Raw genomic sequence first — 18,605 nt, forward strand, 5'->3', positions numbered from 1 at the left:
AAGCAACTGCGCCCTCTCAGTAGCCCTCATCCTGAGCCTGTCGAAGGGCGAGGGCGCTCGGCTTCCGAAACAACGCCACCGATTTCGGCAGCGGCTTTACGCAGTGCAGCCACATCGGGTGCGTGGGAGGCGTATGAGGTCGCGCGGGCGGTGAAGTCTGCGGCCAGCGCCGTGGCGGCGTCGCGGAAGGCTCCCGGCGCGACACGCGCAAGCGAGGACAGGCCACGCAACAGCGCCAGTCCGACATCGGGCGCGCCGGAGGCGGCTTCGTAGGATATGGGCCGGAAGGCTGCATCCAAAAGAGCGGAGGGCTTCACGGGCGCAAAGGTCACCTTGGGGTAGGGCGGCTCGTCGTTATCGCTGTCCGCCTCCTTGTCCGTCAGCGCCCAGTCGGCAAGAAGCCGGGTCTGCACGGTGAGAACGTGGATTGCGGTGGAAGGGTCGTTGACGCCGGGGGAAAGCGCCCGGCGGGCGACATCGGCCAGAACGAGGAAGCCGAATCCCGGATCGGAATCGAAGGTGCGCTCCTCACCGATGATGAAGTCGTCATGGACCGCTTCAAGGCAGGCATCGTCCGCCTCGCCGCTGACGACGGCAAGCGCGGTGGCGTGGTCCACATAATCGCCGGGGCGGACGAGAACATGGATTGTGAGATCGCTGGCCTCCGCCAGTTCCTGCAGCGCATGCGGGTCGAAATGCTGGACGAAGCCGACCGCCCCGGCGCTTACGGTTCGCCCTGACGGACTGGAGGAGAGCGTGGCGGCGGTGCAGCCATAGCGCCCGTCGCGGCCAAGGCGGGTGAGGGCTTCCCGTGTTGTCTCTTCAAGCCGGCTGGTCATCTCCACGACGCGTCCGACAACCGAGATTTCGCGTACCCAGCGGATCAGCGCCCAGACAACGGCAAAGACCACGATGACGGTGGCGGCGAAGAGGATGAGCCGTCCGCCAAGCGTGTAGATGCCGCTCGACAGGCCGATTATGCCGATGATGGAAAAGAGAAACGCGCCGATGAAAACGGAGATGGTGGTGCGGGCGGCGCGATTGCCGGAGAAAAGCGGCACGGCGCGGGGCGAGCCTGTCTGCGCGGCGCTGGTGAGCAGGTTGACCAGCGTTGAAAGCGCGAAGACGGCGACCGCCAGCATGCTGGAAGCGACGATGCCCAGAATGTTGCGCAGCGCTTCTCCCGAAACGGTTATGGGAAGCGCGCTTTCATCCAGACTTTCGGGCAGCAGGTCTGCCGAAAGATAGGCAAGGACAATGACGATGACCGCCGAGACGCAGAACAGCGCCGGCAGAAACCACAGGGCTCGCGTGAGCCGCCTGAAGAGGAACCAGTAGCCGTTCACACTCCCTCCGATCAGAGGAAGAATGCACGGCTACCGCAGTTTGTTCCAGCTCAGAATACGGCTGCACCCTGATCGGCACGGCCGGCGAGCTGCCGGAAGCCGGCAAATAGCTCGCGGCCCATGCCGTACTGGTTGCCCGAGAGGTCGGGTGCGGCGCTTTCGCGTGCGGCGAACTCTTCGGCGTCGACCAGCGCTTCAAGCGTGCCCTTGTCTGCGTCGAGGCGCATCGGGTCGCCATCGCGCAGCTTGCCGATCATGCCGCCGTCGAGCGCTTCGGGCGTGACGTGGATGGCCGCCGGCACCTTGCCGGATGCACCCGACATGCGCCCGTCGGTGACCAGCGCGATGCGATGTCCGCGATCCTGAAGCACGCCGAGCGCCGGCGTGAGCTTGTGCAGTTCCGGCATGCCGTTGGCCTTTGGGCCCTGGAAGCGGATGACGGCGATGAAATCGCGGTCGAGCCTGCCTTCCTTGAAGGCTGTCTGCATTTCTTCCTGCGAATGGAAGACCAGCGCCGGGGCCTCGATCACGCGGTGCTCCGGCTTGACGGCGGAAACCTTGATGATCGACTTGCCGAGATTGCCCGACAGAACCCGGATGCCACCGGTCTGCTGGAAGGGTTTGGCGGCGGTGGTGAGCACCTTGTCGTTGCCGCTGGTGGCGGGTGCGGAGAGGCGCACGACCGAACCATTGTCGGCGAGCTTGGCCTCGACCGTGTAGGGGCGCAGACCCTCACCCCAGATGGTGCGCACATCCTCGTGCAGATAGCCGTCATCGAGCAGTTCGCGGATCATGTAGCCCATGCCGCCTGCGGCGTGGAAATGGTTCACGTCGGCAAGCCCGTTGGGATAAACGCGGGCAACGAGCGGCACGTGGTCCGAAATCTCGGCGATGTCGTCCCAGGTGAGCCGGATGCCTGCGGCTGCCGCCATGGCGACCAGATGCATGGTGTGGTTGGTCGAGCCGCCCGTGGCGTTGAGGCCGACCACGCCGTTGACGATGGAGCGCTCGTCGATCATGCGGCCAACGGGCGTGAACTCGTTGCCGAGCGCGGTGATGGCGAGCGCGCGCTTTGCGGCTTCCTTCGTCAGGGCATCGCGCAGCGGCGTGTTGGGATTGACGAAGGAGGAACCCGGCGTGTGCAGGCCCATGATCTCCATCAGCATCTGGTTCGAGTTGGCCGTGCCGTAGAAGGTGCAGGTGCCGGGGCCGTGATAGGATTTGGACTCGGCTTCCAGCAGCGCCGCACGGTCCACCTTGCCTTCGGCGTAGAGCTGACGGATGCGGGCCTTCTCGTCATTGGGCAGGCCGGAGGTCATGGGTCCGGCGGGAATGAAGATCGCAGGCAGGTGGCCGAAGGTGAGGGCGGCGATGACCAGGCCCGGCACGATCTTGTCGCAGACGCCGAGATAGACGGCCGCGTCAAACATGTTGTGCGACAGGCCGACGGCAGCCGACATGGCGATGACATCGCGCGAAAAGAGCGACAGTTCCATGCCGGGCTGGCCCTGGGTGACGCCATCGCACATGGCGGGCACGCCGCCGGCAACCTGCGCCACGCCGCCGGCTTCACGCGCGGCGTCCTTGATCATCTTGGGAAATGGCTCGAAGGGCTGATGCGCCGAGAGCATGTCGTTATAGGCGGTGATGATGCCGATATTGGGCACCCGGTCGCCGGAAAGGGCCGCCTTGTCTGCCGGTCCGCAGGCGGCAAAGCCGTGGGCGAGGTTGCCGCAGGAAAGGACGCCGCGATGAACGGCCTGTCCGGCAGCGTGGTCGACGCGTTCCAGATAGGCTTCGCGGCTGGCGCGTGAGCGCTCGCGGATGCGGGCTGTGACGGCTTCGATTTCGGGTCTTGCGGTCATGGCATGGCGTCCTGTCTTGCAGTTGGCCCCACGCGGAAGGAGCGCGGGGCGCGGCGGGCCGGCGTTTTACGCCTGGCCTGCGGGAGCCCAGAAGATGTGGGCGGGTTCTTTCGTCTCGGCCAGCACCGCACCGATGGGGGATGCCGGGCCGGGTGAGACGGAGAGCGCTGCTTCCAGCGTTTCCTTCTTGTCGGCGCCCTCGATGTGGACGGCGAGGAAGCGTGCGCCTGCGAGCCGGTTCATGGAAAGCGTCAGGCGGGGTTCGCCCGCCGCCTTCGACGCGACCGGTAAAACGTCCGGCCCTTCCGTTGGCTCAAGAAGCGCTTCGATGGTCGGGGCATCGGGGAAGAAGGAGGCGGTGTGCCGGTCATTGCCCATGCCGAGCACGACCACGTCGAGCGGTCGGGGCAGTGCGGCAATCGCCTTTGCCGACTGGCTGGCGGCCTCTTCCATTTCGTCGGCTCGCTGGTAGAGGCCGACAAAGGCGGCGCGGGCAGCCTTGTTCTGCAGGAGATGCCGGGCGACCAGACGGGCGTTGGAGCGCGGTGAATCGGCCGGCACGAAACGTTCGTCCACCAGCGTGACGGTGACCTTGTCCCACGGGATGTCGCATCGCGACAGCTGATCGAAGAACTGCGCGGGCGTGCGACCGCCGGAAACGGCAATCGCCGCGTGGCCCCGCTCCTTCACGGCCAAGGCCAGTTTTTTGGCAACCGTCTCTGACAGGTTCCTGGCCAGCGCCTCTGAGGAGGCGAATTCATGCCACTCGCAATTCGCCATGCTCAGACACTCTCATGCCAGGTGCGTCCGTCGCGCTCGATAAGCGCGATGGAAGAGGACGGCCCCCAGGTGCCGGCGGTGTAGCCCTGTGCGGGCTGCTGGTTGTCTTCCCAGGCGGCGAGGATCGGGTCGATCCAGCGCCATGCGGCCTCGACCTCGTCGCGGCGCATGAACAGCGTCTGGTTGCCGCGGATGACATCCATGATGAGGCGCTCATAGGCGTCCGGATTGCGGACATTGAATGATTCGGCAAAGCTCATGTCGAGCGGCACATGGCGCAGGCGCATGCCGCCGGGGCCGGGGTCCTTGATCATCATCCACTGCTTCACGCCTTCATCCGGCTGCAGGCGGATGACGAGCTGGTTGGCGAACACCTTGCCCGTGCCATCTTCAAAGATGGAATGGGGGATCGGCTTGAACTGGATCACGATTTCCGAAACGCGGGTGGCGAGCCGCTTGCCGGTGCGCAGGTAGAAGGGCACGCCGGCCCAGCGCCAGTTCTCGATCTCCGCCTTGATGGCGACGAAGGTCTCGGTGTTGCTCTCGCCGCTTTCAAGTTCTTCCGTGTAGCCCTTCACCGCGCCGCCATTGGACGCGCCGGCGCGGTATTGCCCGCGCACGGTCACGCTCTCTGCGGCATTGGAGGTGATCGGCTTCAGGGCGCGCAGGACCTTCAGTTTCTCGTCGCGCACCGTGTCGGCTTCCATGGAGGCCGGCGCTTCCATCGCCACGAGGCAGAGAAGCTGGAGCATGTGGTTCTGGACCATGTCACGCAGCGCGCCGGCCTTGTCGTAATAGCCCGCGCGCCCTTCAAGCCCCACGGTCTCGGCCACGGTGATTTGCACATGGTCGATATGGGCGGAGTTCCAGAGCGGCTCATAGAGCGCATTGGCAAAGCGCAGCGCCATCAGGTTCTGCACCGTCTCCTTGCCGAGATAGTGGTCGATGCGGAAGACGTTGTGCTCGTCGAACACGCGCGCCACGGCGTCGTTCAGCTCATGGGCGGAGGCGAGCGAACGGCCGATGGGCTTTTCGACGATCACGCGGGCCGTGTCGGTGGACAGGCCGTGCTTGTCGATCTGGCCGACAATGTCATCGAACAGGCTGGGTGCGACGGCCATGTAGAAGGCGCGCACACTGTCGCTGTCGCCGATCTCGGTTTTCAGGTCGGCAAAGCCGTCACCCGATTTCGCGTCCGCCGGCACGTAGGACAGGCGGGCCAGAAAATGCGTCAGCTCCTGCGGCTCGATATCGCTCTTGGCGACATGCTCGCGGATGGCCTTTTCGGCGAAGGTGCGGAAGTCCTCGTCGGACAGTTTCGAGCGGGATGAACCGATGATGCGCGTGGGGTCGGTGAACTGACCTGCCCGCTGGCGCTGATAGAGCGCCGGAAGCAGCTTTCGTTCGGAGAGATCGCCCGTGGCCCCGAACACCACGAGATCGAAAGGCTCGACCGGAATTGTCTGGCTGGTCATGGTTTCTCCGCTCGCGCGTTTCCGCTTTTCGTTGAACCGCGAAAACGCTCTCATTGATTGTTCTTGCGCAATTCCGGACGGAAAACCGGTTCCCGCTTTTCCTGGAATTGCCCTAGCCTCATACCAAGTTGCCGTTGCTATAGTCTAATCGATTTAAAAAAGCCAGATGCGATTGCGCGGCAGCGCGTCTGTCGGGCTGAGCCAAGCCGGTGCGCCCATTTGTGCCTTGACACAGCATCGCATGGCGGGTTTTCCCATGTTTCCTTCGCGAGCACAGGCTCGCATACAGACATTACAAACCGGAGCGGCAGGGATGGGAACCCATTTTTCGCGCAGCGTGGCTGAGGGCCGCGCTTTCATGCAGTTCATCGACGGGCGTTCGGTCGATTCGCTCTCGGGAGAACGCATCGACGTTCGCAGCCCGTCCGACGGCGCAGTCTTCGCTTCGATCCCGGCTTCCACCGAAGCCGATGTGGAGCTGGCGGTGAAGTCGGCGCGCAAGGCGTTTGACGAAGGCCCGTGGAGCCGCATGCCGGCCGTGGAGCGCGGGCGCTGCCTGACGCGTCTTTTCCATCTGGTGGAGAAGAATGGCGAGGAGCTGGCTGCGCTCGAATCGCGCGACACCGGCAAGCCGATCCGTCAGGGCACGGCGGACGTGACCGCCACGATGCGCTATTTCGAGTTCTATGGCGGCGCGGCTGACAAGATCCACGGCGACACGATCCCGTTTCTCGATGGCTACACGGCGCTGACGCTGCGCGAGCCGCATGGCGTGGTGGCGGGCATCACGCCCTGGAACTACCCGATGCAGATTCTGGCGCGCGTCATCGGCGCGGCGCTGGCCATGGGCAACACGCTGGTGGTGAAGCCGGCGGAAGACGCTTCGCTGACGACGCTTCGCATGGCCGAGCTGGCGCTTGAGGCCGGTTTCCCGGCTGGCGTGTTTAACGTCATCACCGGTTATGGCCGCAGCGCTGGTGCGGCTCTTTCCTCGCATCCGCTGGTCGATTACGTGACCTTCACCGGTTCGCCGATCACCGGCACCGCGATCCAGCAGGCAGCGGCGGTGAACAATCGCGGCGTGACGATGGAGCTGGGCGGCAAGTCCCCGCAGATCGTGTTCGCCGATGCGGATATCGAGGCAGCGCTTCCCGTTCTGGTGAACGCCATCATCCAGAATGGCGGGCAGACCTGCTCTGCCGGCAGCCGCGTTCTGATCGAGAAGCCGATCTACGAGCAGGTGGCGACGGCGCTGGCCGAGCGCTTCTCCAAGCTGGTTGCGGGCCCGCATGATGCGGATCTCGACATCGGGCCGCTCGTCAATGTGGCGCAGCGCGACAAGGTTGCAGGTTTCATCGCCGCAGCGCAGGAAGCCGGCATTCCGCTGCTCGCACAGGGCACGGTGCATCCGGACGCGCCTAAGGGCGGTTACTATCAGCCGCCGGCGCTGTTCGGCGCGGTTGATCCGCAGGCAGCGCTCGCTCAGGAAGAGGTTTTTGGGCCGGTGCTTTCGCTGTTCCCGTTCGAGGACGAGGCAGACGCCATCCGGCTCGCCAATGACACGGAGTTCGGTCTGGTGGCCGGTGTGTGGACGCGCGACGGCGCGCGCCAGCACCGGGTCGCCAAGCGCGTGCGCGCCGGCCAGGTTTTCGTGAACGGCTATGGCGCAGGCGGCGGCGTGGAGCTGCCCTTCGGCGGCTTCAAGAAATCCGGCCACGGACGCGAGAAGGGTTTTGAAGCCCTGTTCGACATGTCCGCGACCAAGACAATCGTTTTCAACCACGGCTAACAATTACAGGAATTTTCGAAATGGCTCGACTTGAAGGCAAGGTTGCCATCATCACCGGCGCAGCATCCGGTTTCGGTGAAGGCATGGCGAAGCGTTTCGCCGAGGAAGGCGCGAAGGTCATCGTTGCCGACCTGAACGCGAAGGGCGCAGAGCGGGTTGCCGCAGAGATTGGTGAAGCAGCGCTGCCGGTTACCGCAGACGTTTCCATGAAAGCCGATGTGGACGCGATGGTGGACGCCGCCATGCAGGCGCATGGCCGTCTGGACATCATGATCAATAATGCCGGCTACACGCACCGCAACACCTCCCTCATGGAAGTTGACGAAGAGACGTTCGATCTCATCGGCGCAGTGAACATGAAGGCGATCTATCATTCCACGCTGGCCGTTGTGCCGGTCATGGAGAAGCTCGGCGGCGGCTCTATCATCACCACCGCTTCGACGGCAGGCCTGCGTCCGCGTCCGGGTCTCACCTGGTACAACGCATCCAAGGGCTGGGCGATCACCGCGACCAAGTCGATGGCGGTTGAGCTTGCGCCGAAGAACATCCGCGTGAACTGCCTGTGCCCGGTGGCCGGCGAAACCGGCATGCTCGGCCAGTTCATGGGCGAAGACACGCCCGAGAAGCGCGCGCAGTTCCGCTCTTCCATCCCGCTTGGCCGGCTTTCCACGCCGCTCGACATTGCCAATGCAGCGCTCTGGCTGGCTTCGTCGGAAGCCGAGTTCATCACCGGCGTTGCGCTGGAAGTGGACGGCGGCCGCTGCATCTGACGCAGCCCTGCCTTTGAACGGTTTTAGGAATTCCGTTTCTCCGGGAACCTGACTTGGAGCACGGAATTACCTATAACCGGACAGAACAATTTCAGGCCGCCGGCGATTGTCCGGCGGTCGGCATGAAAAGGGCAAGCGCATGACCTACGAGCAGATCTTTCTCTTCTGTCTGCTGGGTGTCGTGTTTGCCTTTCTTGTCTGGGGTCGTATTCGCTATGATCTTGTTGCCTTTGCCGCGCTGATCATCGCGGTGGCTGCCGGCGTCGTCGATGCGCATGACGCCTTCATCGGCTTCGGCCATGAGGCCGTCGTCATCATTGCGCTGGTGCTGATCGTCTCGCGCGCCATGATGAATGCGGGCGCGGTGGAGCTGATCGCGCGTTTCGTCCTGTCTTCGGGACGCTCTCTCTCAACCCATATCGGGTTCATGTCGGTGATTGGCGCCGGCCTTTCGGCGGTGATCAACAATGTCGCCGCACTGGTCATGCTGATGACCCTCGATATCGAGGCTGCGAAGAAGGCGAAGCGGCCTGTTTCCAGATCGCTGATGTCGCTTTCCTTCGCGACCATTCTGGGCGGCATGATCACGCTGATCGGCACGCCGCCAAACATCGTCATCGCCGAGTTTCGCGGGCGCGCGCTTGGCGAATCCTTCTCCATGTTCGACTTTTCACCGGTAGGCCTCGTCTGCGCCGTGGTTGGCATCGCCTTCGTGACGCTGGTTGGCTGGCGGCTGATCCCCGAAACCGGGCAGGCGGTTGCCGGAGATGACGGCGAGGCGGGCCTCTTCGTCGTGGAAGCGGGTGTGAAGGAGAAATCCAAATTCATCGACGGGCCGGTGAGCGATCTCTATCCGCTGGCCGATGAGCACGATGTGACCGTGCTCGGACTGGTGCGGCGCGGCAAGCGTCTGCCCGGTTTTTCCGCTGGCGAAGAGCTTCGCAAGAGCGATCAGCTCATTCTCGAGGGCGATCCGAAATCCATCGAGGCGTTCATCGGCGCTGCGGAACTCGATACGCCGGGCTCGGAAGAGCATGGCGGCATTCGCGGCAAGTCTCTGGTTCTGGTCGAGGCCATTGTGCCGGACAATGCCCGCATGGTCGGGCGCACGGCGCTTGACCTGCGGCTGCTCTACCGCCGCGGCGTGACGCTTCTGGGCGTGTCGCGGCAGGGCAGGCGGTTTCGCGAGCGGGTGCGCAAGCTGCCGATCCGGGCGGGTGATGTGGTCCTGCTTCTTGGGCCGGAAAGCCGCGTTGCCGACGCCGCTGACTGGCTGGGCGTTCTGCCGCTGGCGGAAAAGAGCCATAACGTGATCCAGCGCGGCAAGGCGCTGTTCGCCGTGGCCGTGTTTGCGATTGCCGTGGCCATCTCGGTGATGGGCTTCGTGCCGCTTGCCATCGCGCTTGCGGGCGCGGTCGCCATCTATGCGCTGTTCAATGTGGTCGGCGCGCGCGAAGTCTATGAATCGGTGGAATGGCCGGTGATCGTGCTTCTGGCCTCGCTCATTCCGCTCGGGCTGGCGCTTGAGGAATCCGGTGGCACGAAGCTGATTGCGGATTCCATTCTCTCGCTGACCGGCTCGCTGCCGGCATGGGCGATCCTGGCGATCCTGATGGTTGTCACCATGACGCTGTCCGACTTCCTGAACAATGTGGCGACAGCGCTGATTGCAGCGCCGGTCGGCCTTTCCGTTGCGCAGGGGCTCAACGTCTCGCCCGATCCGTTTTTGATGGGCGTAGCGGTGGCCGCTTCCTGTGCGTTCCTGACGCCCATCGGCCACAAGAACAACACCATCATCATGGGGCCGGGTGGCTATCGCTTCGGCGATTACTGGCGCATGGGCCTGCCGCTGGAAATCCTCATTATCGCGGTTTCCGTGCCGGCGATCCTGTTCTTCTGGCCGTTGTAGGACGGGGCTGAAGCGGTTCGGTTCACCTGATGATTTCGGTCGTGTCCGATTTTGTGGCAGGAGCGTTTTGCGTGGTTCCACAAGCTCACCATGAGGGATGTGTGACCCTGTAGGAAAATATGGCTCCGCGGGGTTGCAGATAGTTCTTGCAGCCGCGCCCCACCCTCATGGTGAGCTTGTCGAACCACGCATAACGTCAATGCAGCGTGTCTCTTCGCCCTCAAATCCGGTCGCGCAGGGCGTACCAGTTGAGCGCCAGGAACATCAGGAACGGGCGCAGATGGCGGCCGCCGGGGAAGGGCGGGATCTTCAGTTCTTCGAACAGGCGCAGCCGGTCGCGGTTTCCGCAGACGGTTTCCGCATAGAGCTTGCCGGCGAAGTTCGACAGCATCACGCCATGGCCGGACCAGCCGGCAGCTGAGATCACATTGGGCATGACCTCGCGCACAAAGGGCCGTCTGGGCATGGTTATGCCCACATAACCACCCCATGCATGGGTGAGTTCGACATCCTTGAGCGCGGGGTAGAGTTCGGCAATCTGGCGGCGGATGTGGTGGTGGATCGCCTTGTCTTCGCCGGGCGCGTAGATCTCGCGTCCGCCGAAAAGCAGGCTGCCATTCGGCTCGCGCCGGAAATAGCGCACCACGAAACGGGAATCGTCGACCGACTCGCCGCCGGGCAGCACGGGACTGTCATCGCCAAGCGGCGGTGTTGCGCCGATGAAGGAGCCGATGGGCATGACATGGGCCGCACTCTCCGGCTCCAGATCGCCGCCATAGGCGTTGGTGGCGATGAGGCACTTCTCGGCGGTGATGGTTCCCGAAGGCGTTTCGATGCGCACACCGCCGGCATCGGAGCTGATATTCAGCGCAGGCGTGCCTTCAAAGAGATGCGCGCCCGCCTCACGGGCCACACGCGCCGTGCCGACCACGAGTTTCAGCGGATGGATGTGACCGGTGCCGGTGTCGCGGATGCCGCCGAAATAGCGCGTCGAGCCAAGCCGCTCTGCGGTCTCGGTCGCATCCATGTAGGTGATATGCGGATAGTCGAACCGGTCACGCATGATGTCGGCATGCCGGCGGTATTCGTCCAGATAGCGGGGCTTGTGGACGGCTGAAATCTGGCCCGGACGATAGTCGATCTCGATGCGGTTGGCGGCGGCGAAATCGATGAGGTGGGTCTTGGCTTCCTCGGCCAGATCAAACAGGGCTTTGGCGCGGGTGAAGCCAAGCTCGGCCTCCAGCTCCTCGGCCCAGGCGCGCTGACCGGTGCCGAGCTGGCCGCCATTGCGCCCGGATGCGCCATCGCCAAAGCGGTGCGCCTCGATCAGAACCACATTGACGCCCGCCTTCGCCAGATGGGCGGCCGCCGACAGGCCGGTGAAGCCACCGCCGACAATGGCGACATCGGCCCGTCGGTCGCCATCGAGCGACGGGTATTGCGGGCGCTCGCCGACGGTTGCTTCATACCAGGAGAAGCCGGGCGATATGGGCGACTGATAGGGCATGGACGCACCCCTCTTTCCGTCCGGAATTGCGCAAAATCAATAATTCAGGGCGTTTTCGCGGTTCAACGAAAAGCGGAGACGCTCTAGACGTTCAGAAGCAGATATTCCCGTTCCCAGGGGCTGATGACCTTCATGAAGGTCTCAAACTCGGCCCGCTTGATGGCGGCAAAGGTCGAGACAAAGGGTGCGCCCAGCATTTCCTTCAGTGGCTCGTCGTCCTCGAACAGGGCGACGGCTTCCAGAAGGCCACGTGGCAGCTCGATCTCATCCTGATTGACCGCCTTGCCGGCCGGCGCATCGGGCGTGCTCTTTTCCAGAATGCCGACGAGACCACAGGCAAGCGAGGCAGCCAGCGCCAGATAGGGATTGGCGTCGGACGAGGGGATGCGGTTTTCCACGCGGCGCGCCGCCGGGTCGGAGCGCGGCACACGGAAGGCGGTGGTGCGGTTGTCATAGCCCCAGCGCGTGTTGACGGGCACCGCCGTTCCCTGCGTCAAGCGGCGATAGGAGTTCACATAGGGCGCAAGCATGATGAGCGCATTGGGAATGTGCCGCTGCAGGCCACCGATGAAGTGGCGGAACATCTCCGTCTCTTCGCCATTCTCGTCGGAGAAGACGTTGTGACCGGTCTCGAGCGACACCACCGACTGGTGAATATGCATGGCGGAGCCGGGCTGGTTCTGGATCGGCTTGGCCATGAAGGTGGCGTAGGTGTCGTGCTTGAGCGCCGCTTCGCGAATGGTGCGCTTGAACATGAACACCTGATCGGCAAGCTCGATCGGGTCGCCATGACGCAGGTTGATCTCGAGCTGGCCGGCGCCTTCCTCGTGGATCAGCGTGTCGATCTCCAGGCCCTGCGCCTCGGAGAAGTGGTAGATGTCGTCGATCAGTTCGTCGAACTCGTTCACGCCGGCGATGGAATAGCCCTGACCGCCGCCAATGGGGCGACCGGAGCGGCCGACCGGGGGGGTGAGTGGGTAGTCCGGGTCGGGATTCTTGTCGACCAGATAGAACTCGATTTCCGGCGCGACGATGGGCTTGAGCCCATGCTTCGCATATTCGGCGACGACGCGCTTCAAAACGTTGCGCGGGCTGAAGGCGACATCACGCCCATCCTGATGGACGAGGTCGCAGATGACCTGCGCCGTCGGGTCGCTTTCCCACGGAACGGAAGAGAGCGTGGAGAGATCGGGCAGAAGCTTCAGGTCGCCGTCATCCTCCGGGTAGACGAAGTCACCGCCATCTTCGGGATATTCGCCGGAGATCGTTGTCATGAAGACAGCCGAAGGCAGCGCCAGTGAGGTGTTGGACGTAAACTTCTTCGATGGCATCATCTTGCCGCGCGCAACACCGGCCTGATCGGGCGTGATGCACTCGATGTCTTCGATGCCGCGCCATTCCAGCCAGGCGGAAACCTGCTTCCAGTCCTTCACACCGCGAAGGTTTTTCAGAAATGCGGGCGCACGAACGGAGTTACCTCGACCGTTGCGGCGGGTTAGCTTTTTCCTGTCAGGCATCAAACACCAGGGATCGTTGGTTGGATGCGTGAGTATAGACGTGGGCGTGAAGGGAAGGGAAGGCCCCGCGTCAGGATTGCACACCCGCAACAAGACGGTCGATGACCGGCTGCAATGCCTCGGGCGTGACCGGGCGCACGACCCGGGCGTCCACAGGTGATTCGGCCAGCGTGTCCTTGTGGCGCGAGGCGACAATGGTGATGACGAGCGGCAGGCCGCGCGGGGAGGCGCGGCGGTGGCTTTCCAGATGGGTGAACAGTTCGCTGGTGGCGCGTGTCTGCGCGTCGATGTCGACAATCACCACGCCGGGCCGGGAGAGCGGTGTCGGGGCAGACAGGATGCGCGTTGCCTCGGCGGGTTCGAGCGCATTGGCCTTCAGATAGGCACGCTGCGCGATGCGCGAGAGCACAATCCTGTTCACCGGGGATGAGGCGACAACCAGTGCCTGGGACAGATCTGCAACGCAGCTGTTGGAGACCGCCTCGCATGCATCGATGGTCGGCTGATCGGTTACAGGTCTGTCTGCCATCATGTCTTCGCCCACGGTTAGAATAAGAAATTCAATGCCCGGTTGAAATATGACGGGAATGAATGTCACCGCGGTTGAAATGTCAAGTTACAAATAAGTCAGAATTGTTATGTGCCTGTTTCTTGTTGGTAAAACCAGTTTGTTTCAAGAAATAACCGGAAATTAGATTGGGATTTCAGATATTTGTATTGTTTGATCACAAGATCGAATGACCGTTTTCTATTCAAGAAAAAACGCCCGCGCAGGAGACAGTGCGCGGGCGCTTGACGGGAGATCAATCAGGCTGGTGTCAGGAGCCAGCCAGACGGTTGGTGACGATGACAGGCACCAACAGATCTCCCCAGTTGCCTTCTCCACCATGATGACGCGCCGAGCGGACCAGTTCGACGGACACACCGGAATCGACCGCTTTCATGACCGACTGGTTGAGGCGGTGCAGGTCGTTTGCCACCATGCGGATGATGGCCTGCTGGTCGGAAGACATGGCGCTTGCCTGCTCTTCTGCACGTTCCTTGACGCGGGTGTTCGGTGTCATTTCCGTTCTCCTTTCCCGGCGATTTGCCGTTGGTGTTATTCCGCTGCTGGGCGGAACTGGTCAGATTCGGTGGATTCCTTCATGGCGGTGGTCGAAGACTGGCCGCCAGTGATGGCCATGGATACGGCGTCGAAGTAGCCGGTGCCGACTTCGCGCTGGTGCTTTGTGGCCGTGTAGCCGTTGGCCTCTGCGGCGAACTCCGCTTCCTGCAACTCCGAATAGGCCGCCATCTGCCGGTCCTTGTAGCCGCGGGCCAGCTCGAACATGCCGAAGTTGAGCTGATGGAACCCGGCCAGCGTGATGAACTGGAACTTGTAGCCCATGGCGCCCAGCTCGCGCTGGAATTTGGCGATGGTGGCGTCGTCCAGGTTCTTCTTCCAGTTGAAGGACGGCGAGCAGTTGTAGGCGAGCAGCTTGCCCGGATGCGCCTTGTGCACGCCCTCGGCGAATTTGCGCGCCTGCTCCAGATCCGGCTTAGACGTTTCGCACCAGATCAAATCCGTGTGCGGGGCATAGGCGACAGCGCGGGCAATGCAGGCGTCGAGCCCGTTCTTCACCCGGTAGAAGCCCTCGACCGTGCGGCCTGCCTCGTAATCGACGAAGGGCTGGTCGCGCTCGTCGATATCGGAGGTGAGCAGCTTGGCGGCCTCCGCATCCGTGCGGGCGATGACCAGGCTCGGCACGCCCATGACGTCGGCTGCAAGACGCGCGGCATCCAGATTGCGGATATGCTGCGCGGTGGGGATCAGAACCTTGCCGCCCAGATGGCCGCACTTCTTTTCCGATGCGAGCTGGTCCTCGAAGTGGACGCCGGCAGCGCCCGCCTCGATATAGGCCTTCATCAGCTCGAAGGCGTTGAGCGGGCCGCCGAAGCCGGCTTCCGCATCCGCCACGATCGGAGCGAACCATGTGTCGACCGAAAGGCCATTGCCTTCCGCAGTCTCGATCTGGTCAGCGCGCTGAAGCGTGCGGTTGATGCGCTTGGCGAGCTCCGGGCCGGCATTGGCCGGGTAGAGCGACTGGTCCGGATACATGGCCGAAGCGGTGTTGGCGTCGGCGGCGACCTGCCAGCCGGAGAGGTAGATCGCCTTCAGGCCGGCGCGGACCATCTGCATGGCCTGATTGCCCGAGAGCGCGCCGAGCGCGTTGACGAAGTCCTCTTCGTGGATGAGCTTCCAGAGGCGCTTTGCGCCTTCCTCGGCCAGCGTGTGACGGACGGTAACCGAGCCGCGCAGCCGCTGCACATCCTGCGGCGTGTAGGGGCGTTCGATGCCATCGAAGCGACCTTCCGCAGCGCTGGGAACAAGGTTGTAAAAATCCGTCATTATTGCCTCCGTACAGGATCTGTTTCGCGGTAGGGGCTGTCTGGCGTGATGCTTCTGTGCCCCGCTTTCGTTACAGGATTTACATTGCGCCGCAGCGAAAGCGGAGAGAAAACCGGGTTTTGTGGGGCATTTTCGTGTCAGCATGTCTGGATTTTGACAGGGTGGGCGTGTAAATTTGTAAAAGATGTAAGGACGAGTTTGTGAGGTCGTTTTGTAAAGGCGTGTAAAATGGTGGCCGTTCAGGCATGGATCCTCGGGTCAAGCCCGAGGATGACGATGGGGAGGGAGCAGGCTTTGATTTGGGTGGATCTGGTTCGCCTTCTTTGCCGTCAGAGCAGGATGGCTTCGTGGTCGTTCAGGCATGGAACCTTGGGTCAGGCCCAAGGATGACGATGGGGACGAAGGACAAGACGGGGGCGGCTCAGGCTCAGGCGTGGATACGGGCACAGACGCAGACAAGGGCACGGGCGCAGGCACGGGCGCAGGCGTTGATCCAGTTGGCTATGGTTCTCATGATCCATCGTCGGCGCCGGTTGGCTTCATAGCGGTCCCGCTTCGTCATCCCCGGGCTTGACCCGGGGATCCATGCCGGAACGGTCGCGCCTCGCCGGGGACGCAGAAAACAAGGGGGCCGACCATGGCCAATCAGAAGATATTCGCCGGAGCCCGTATCAGGCGGGTACGCACCGCCAAGGGGCTGACCCAGACGGCCATGGCCGAGGGGCTGGGCATTTCGCCCTCCTATCTGAACCTGATCGAGCGCAACCAGCGGCCGCTCACCGTGTCGCTCATTCTCAAGCTGGCCTCGGTCTACAAGGTCGATCCCGACGAGTTGCAGGGCGAGACCGGCCTGTCGCTTGCCGCGCTTCGCGAAGTGTTTTCCGATCCGCTTCTGGTGGGCGAGCTGCCGGGCGAGCAGGAGCTTGTGGATGTGGCGGAAGCCGCCCCCAATGCGGCTGCGGCGCTGGTCAAGCTCTACCGCGCCTATCGCGAACAGGCCGACCGCATGTCCGACCTCTCCGAAATGCTGGCGCGGGAAGGGCGCACCACCGCCATTTCGGCAACGCGTCTGCCGATGGACGAGGTGCGCGAGACCTTTGAGCGGCATGGCAACCATTTCCCGGCCATAGAGGAAGAGGCGGAGAGCTTTCACAAGCTCATGGGGCAGATGGGGCTTATGGGGCCGGGGGATGATCTTTCCGGCGCGATCCGGGGCTGGCTGAAACAGGAGCACGGCATCGTGGTGCGGGTGCTGCCGGTGGCGACCATGCCGAACTGGCGGCGGCGCTATGACCGGCATTCGCAGCGCCTCTTCATCTCAGAGCGGCTTTCACCGGCCGATCAGCTGCGCGAAATCGCCATGGAGGCGTGTCTTCTGCGCATGTCGGTGGCGATTGCAGCGGAGATCGAGGCGCTGAAGCTCTCAAGCAATGAGGCGCGCCGGCTGGCCCGGTTCGAACTCGGGCGCTATGCGGCGCATGCGCTGATGATGCCCTATCAGGCCTTCCTGTCCGCAGCCGAGCGCGCGCGCTACGATGTGGACGTGCTGAAATCGCGTTTCGGCGTTTCGTTCGAGCAGGCGGCCAACCGGCTCACCACGCTGGCCCGCCCGGGCGCATCGGGCGTGCCGTTCTTCATGCTCGAAGTGGATCACGCGGGAAACCGCTTCCGCAAGGCGGGCGCGCAGGGCTTTCCGCAGGCGCGTTTCGGCGGCGGCTGTCCAAAACTTGCCGTTCACGCCGCCTTCGCCCAGCCGGGTCAGATCCTCGTCGAGGCGGTGGAGATGCCCGACGGCGCTGAATTCCTGACGATGGCGCGCACGCTGGAAGGGCCGCAGGGCTCGTTTGCGGAGCGCCCGCGCCGCACGGCGCTTCTTCTGGGGTGTGATCTCGGCTTTCGTGACGGTGTCGTCTATGGCGATGCGCTGCCGGGTGCGCCGGGCAAGGCAGGGGCTGCGCCCACGCACGCGCTCACACCGGTCGGGCCGGCGTGCCGCCTGTGCGAGCGGGCCGGCTGTCTCGCCCGCGCCGAACCGCCGGTCACGCGGCCGCTGGGCCTCGACGAGATGGTGACGGGGCTGAGCGCTTTCGATTTTCAGTAGAGCGCGATGCGTGTCAGGCGATGTCCAGAATCACATTGCCGATGATGTCGCCGCGTTCCACCGCTTCGTGGGCTGCAACGATGTCGCGCAGGGCGAAGCGTTCGCCGATCGCGTGTTTCAGGCTGTTCTTTTCAAGCATCGTGGTGAGCTGGGCGATGGCCGTTTCCCGGTCTTTGGAAAGTAGTTCGTAGACCACGAAGACCTGCAGGGTGAGGCTGTTCCATAACAGGGTCGGGAAGGAAACCGGGATGTCGCCCTGCATGCTGGAGCCGTAGCAAACGATCTTGCCGTGCGGCGCGAGCGCGCCATTGGAGATGATCGAGGTGGTGGAATAGAGATCCATGTCGATCAGGCCGTCCGCGCCCTTGCCGGCGGTGAGGCCCTTCACGGTGGCGGCCACGTCCTTGGCCTTGTAGTCGATCACGAAGTCCGCGCCGGCAGCGCGTGCATGGGCGGCGCGGGAGGCAGATGCGGTGGCGATGACACGCGCGCCGCGCGCCTTGGCGATCTGGGTGACATAATGGCCGACCGAAGCGCCCGCACCGATGACGATCAGCGTCTTGCCACGCACATCGCCGAACAGATTGACGGCATGAATGGCGGTGAGGGCGGGAATGCCGAGACATGCGCCGGCGGCGAAATCCACATTGGCTGGAAGCGGCACGGCCTGCGCTTCCGGCAGCGTGATCATCTCGGCGGCGGTGCCGAAGGGGCGTCGCCACTGGCCATTCCAGATCCAGACGCGCTGGCCGACGCGGCCATGGTCCACGCCGGGGCCGACGGCGTCGATCTCGCCAGCGCCATCGCTGTGGGGGATGATGCGTTCGGCATTGAGCGGCCGGCCGCGCCGCGCCTTCACGTCCGACGGGTTCACGCCGGAGGTGGCAAGCCGCACGCGCACTTCGCCGGGACCGGGCGTGGGCGTCGGCATGTCGCCCAGTTCGAGCACGTCGCGGGCTGCGCCATTGCGCTCATACCATGCTGCTTTCATTGCCTTCTCCCCTCGATCAGATGCCCTGCAAGCGTGCCGACCGGCGCTCTCCCGCCATTGACAAGGCCCAAATTTGCGGCGCACGCTTCGTCATCCGCAACGAAGATGCAGGTCAATCTTGAATCGTCCCGAAAGCGTCACCGACCACGACCGTAAGCACAGTTCT

The 18,605-nt window shown here is 63.5% G+C and carries 14 protein-coding genes; 4 read left to right on the forward strand and 10 right to left on the reverse strand.

Annotated features, from left to right (window positions below):
• Positions 1–26 precede the first annotated feature (26 nt).
• The 4 genes from ACRTG1_RS06340 to zwf form a co-directional block, all read right to left on the reverse strand.
• On the reverse strand, positions 27–1,346 hold the full coding sequence (locus tag ACRTG1_RS06340) for a DUF2254 domain-containing protein (RefSeq protein ID WP_206554764.1): 1,320 nt from the start codon (positions 1,344–1,346) through the stop codon (positions 27–29).
• Between the two features lie 50 nt (positions 1,347–1,396).
• On the reverse strand, positions 1,397–3,211 hold the full coding sequence (gene edd, locus ACRTG1_RS06345; protein WP_432515928.1) for a phosphogluconate dehydratase: 1,815 nt from the start codon (positions 3,209–3,211) through the stop codon (positions 1,397–1,399).
• A gap of 66 nt (positions 3,212–3,277) precedes the next feature.
• Positions 3,278–3,991: a 6-phosphogluconolactonase gene (gene pgl, locus ACRTG1_RS06350; RefSeq protein WP_432515929.1), complete on the reverse strand. Its 714-nt coding sequence runs from the start codon at positions 3,989–3,991 to the stop codon at positions 3,278–3,280.
• 2 nt (positions 3,992–3,993) lie between these two features.
• Positions 3,994–5,466: a glucose-6-phosphate dehydrogenase gene (zwf, locus tag ACRTG1_RS06355; protein ID WP_113156179.1), complete on the reverse strand. Its 1,473-nt coding sequence runs from the start codon at positions 5,464–5,466 to the stop codon at positions 3,994–3,996.
• Between the two features lie 313 nt (positions 5,467–5,779).
• Between zwf and ACRTG1_RS06360 the strand changes: the two genes are divergently transcribed.
• The 3 genes from ACRTG1_RS06360 (at position 5,780) to ACRTG1_RS06370 (ending at position 9,934) form a co-directional block, all read left to right on the forward strand.
• Positions 5,780–7,255, forward strand: coding sequence for an aldehyde dehydrogenase family protein (locus tag ACRTG1_RS06360; protein ID WP_432515930.1), 1,476 nt, complete (start codon positions 5,780–5,782; stop codon positions 7,253–7,255).
• 20 nt (positions 7,256–7,275) lie between these two features.
• Complete coding sequence (locus ACRTG1_RS06365) at positions 7,276–8,025, forward strand: SDR family oxidoreductase (RefSeq protein WP_113154221.1); 750 nt, start codon at positions 7,276–7,278, stop codon at positions 8,023–8,025.
• A gap of 139 nt (positions 8,026–8,164) precedes the next feature.
• On the forward strand, positions 8,165–9,934 hold the full coding sequence (locus ACRTG1_RS06370) for an SLC13 family permease (protein WP_206554767.1): 1,770 nt from the start codon (positions 8,165–8,167) through the stop codon (positions 9,932–9,934).
• A gap of 220 nt (positions 9,935–10,154) precedes the next feature.
• Here the strand turns inward: ACRTG1_RS06370 and ACRTG1_RS06375 are convergent, their stop codons facing one another.
• The 5 genes from ACRTG1_RS06375 to aceA form a co-directional block, all read right to left on the reverse strand.
• Positions 10,155–11,441, reverse strand: a complete 1,287-nt coding sequence (locus ACRTG1_RS06375) for an NAD(P)/FAD-dependent oxidoreductase (RefSeq protein WP_432515931.1) — start codon at positions 11,439–11,441, stop codon at positions 10,155–10,157.
• An 83-nt stretch (positions 11,442–11,524) separates the two neighbouring features.
• A complete protein-coding gene (locus ACRTG1_RS06380) occupies positions 11,525–12,958 on the reverse strand; it encodes a glutamine synthetase family protein (protein ID WP_113154224.1) in 1,434 nt (477 codons plus the stop codon).
• A 70-nt stretch (positions 12,959–13,028) separates the two neighbouring features.
• Complete coding sequence (locus ACRTG1_RS06385) at positions 13,029–13,487, reverse strand: response regulator (protein WP_210344126.1); 459 nt, start codon at positions 13,485–13,487, stop codon at positions 13,029–13,031.
• Positions 13,488–13,776: 289 nt separating this feature from the next.
• The gene (locus ACRTG1_RS06390) at positions 13,777–14,022 is read right to left on the reverse strand and encodes an SMc00767 family acetate metabolism repressor (RefSeq protein WP_113154226.1); all 246 of its coding nucleotides are present in this window, start codon (positions 14,020–14,022) and stop codon (positions 13,777–13,779) included.
• Between the two features lie 35 nt (positions 14,023–14,057).
• On the reverse strand, positions 14,058–15,347 hold the full coding sequence (aceA, locus tag ACRTG1_RS06395; protein WP_113154227.1) for an isocitrate lyase: 1,290 nt from the start codon (positions 15,345–15,347) through the stop codon (positions 14,058–14,060).
• 637 nt (positions 15,348–15,984) lie between these two features.
• On the opposite strand from aceA, the gene ACRTG1_RS06400 reads away from it, so the two are divergent.
• The gene (locus ACRTG1_RS06400; RefSeq protein WP_113154228.1) at positions 15,985–17,448 is read left to right on the forward strand and encodes a helix-turn-helix domain-containing protein; all 1,464 of its coding nucleotides are present in this window, start codon (positions 15,985–15,987) and stop codon (positions 17,446–17,448) included.
• 13 nt (positions 17,449–17,461) lie between these two features.
• Here ACRTG1_RS06400 and ACRTG1_RS06405 read toward each other — a convergent pair whose 3' ends face one another.
• A complete protein-coding gene (locus tag ACRTG1_RS06405; protein WP_113154229.1) occupies positions 17,462–18,439 on the reverse strand; it encodes an NADPH:quinone reductase in 978 nt (325 codons plus the stop codon).
• Positions 18,440–18,605: the final 166 nt, after the last annotated feature.

Source organism: Nitratireductor sp. PBL-C9 (assembly GCF_050877045.1).
GTDB classification, from domain to species: Bacteria; Pseudomonadota; Alphaproteobacteria; order Rhizobiales; family Rhizobiaceae; genus Nitratireductor; species Nitratireductor aquimarinus.

Excerpts from the sequence above, each read along its gene's own strand:
- ACRTG1_RS06400 (WP_113154228.1), top strand. The coding sequence starts at position 15,985 with ATGGCCAATCAGAAGATATTCGCCGGAGCCCGTATCAGGCGGGTACGC.
- ACRTG1_RS06385 (WP_210344126.1), bottom strand. The coding sequence starts at position 13,487 with ATGGCAGACAGACCTGTAACCGATCAGCCGACCATCGATGCATGCGAG.
- edd (WP_432515928.1), bottom strand. The coding sequence starts at position 3,211 with ATGACCGCAAGACCCGAAATCGAAGCCGTCACAGCCCGCATCCGCGAG.
- ACRTG1_RS06370 (WP_206554767.1), top strand. The coding sequence starts at position 8,165 with ATGACCTACGAGCAGATCTTTCTCTTCTGTCTGCTGGGTGTCGTGTTT.
- ACRTG1_RS06380 (WP_113154224.1), bottom strand. The coding sequence starts at position 12,958 with ATGCCTGACAGGAAAAAGCTAACCCGCCGCAACGGTCGAGGTAACTCC.
- pgl (WP_432515929.1), bottom strand. The coding sequence starts at position 3,991 with ATGGCGAATTGCGAGTGGCATGAATTCGCCTCCTCAGAGGCGCTGGCC.
- ACRTG1_RS06360 (WP_432515930.1), top strand. The coding sequence starts at position 5,780 with ATGGGAACCCATTTTTCGCGCAGCGTGGCTGAGGGCCGCGCTTTCATG.
- ACRTG1_RS06405 (WP_113154229.1), bottom strand. The coding sequence starts at position 18,439 with ATGAAAGCAGCATGGTATGAGCGCAATGGCGCAGCCCGCGACGTGCTC.
- ACRTG1_RS06390 (WP_113154226.1), bottom strand. The coding sequence starts at position 14,022 with ATGACACCGAACACCCGCGTCAAGGAACGTGCAGAAGAGCAGGCAAGC.
- ACRTG1_RS06375 (WP_432515931.1), bottom strand. The coding sequence starts at position 11,441 with ATGCCCTATCAGTCGCCCATATCGCCCGGCTTCTCCTGGTATGAAGCA.
- ACRTG1_RS06365 (WP_113154221.1), top strand. The coding sequence starts at position 7,276 with ATGGCTCGACTTGAAGGCAAGGTTGCCATCATCACCGGCGCAGCATCC.
- zwf (WP_113156179.1), bottom strand. The coding sequence starts at position 5,466 with ATGACCAGCCAGACAATTCCGGTCGAGCCTTTCGATCTCGTGGTGTTC.
- aceA (WP_113154227.1), bottom strand. The coding sequence starts at position 15,347 with ATGACGGATTTTTACAACCTTGTTCCCAGCGCTGCGGAAGGTCGCTTC.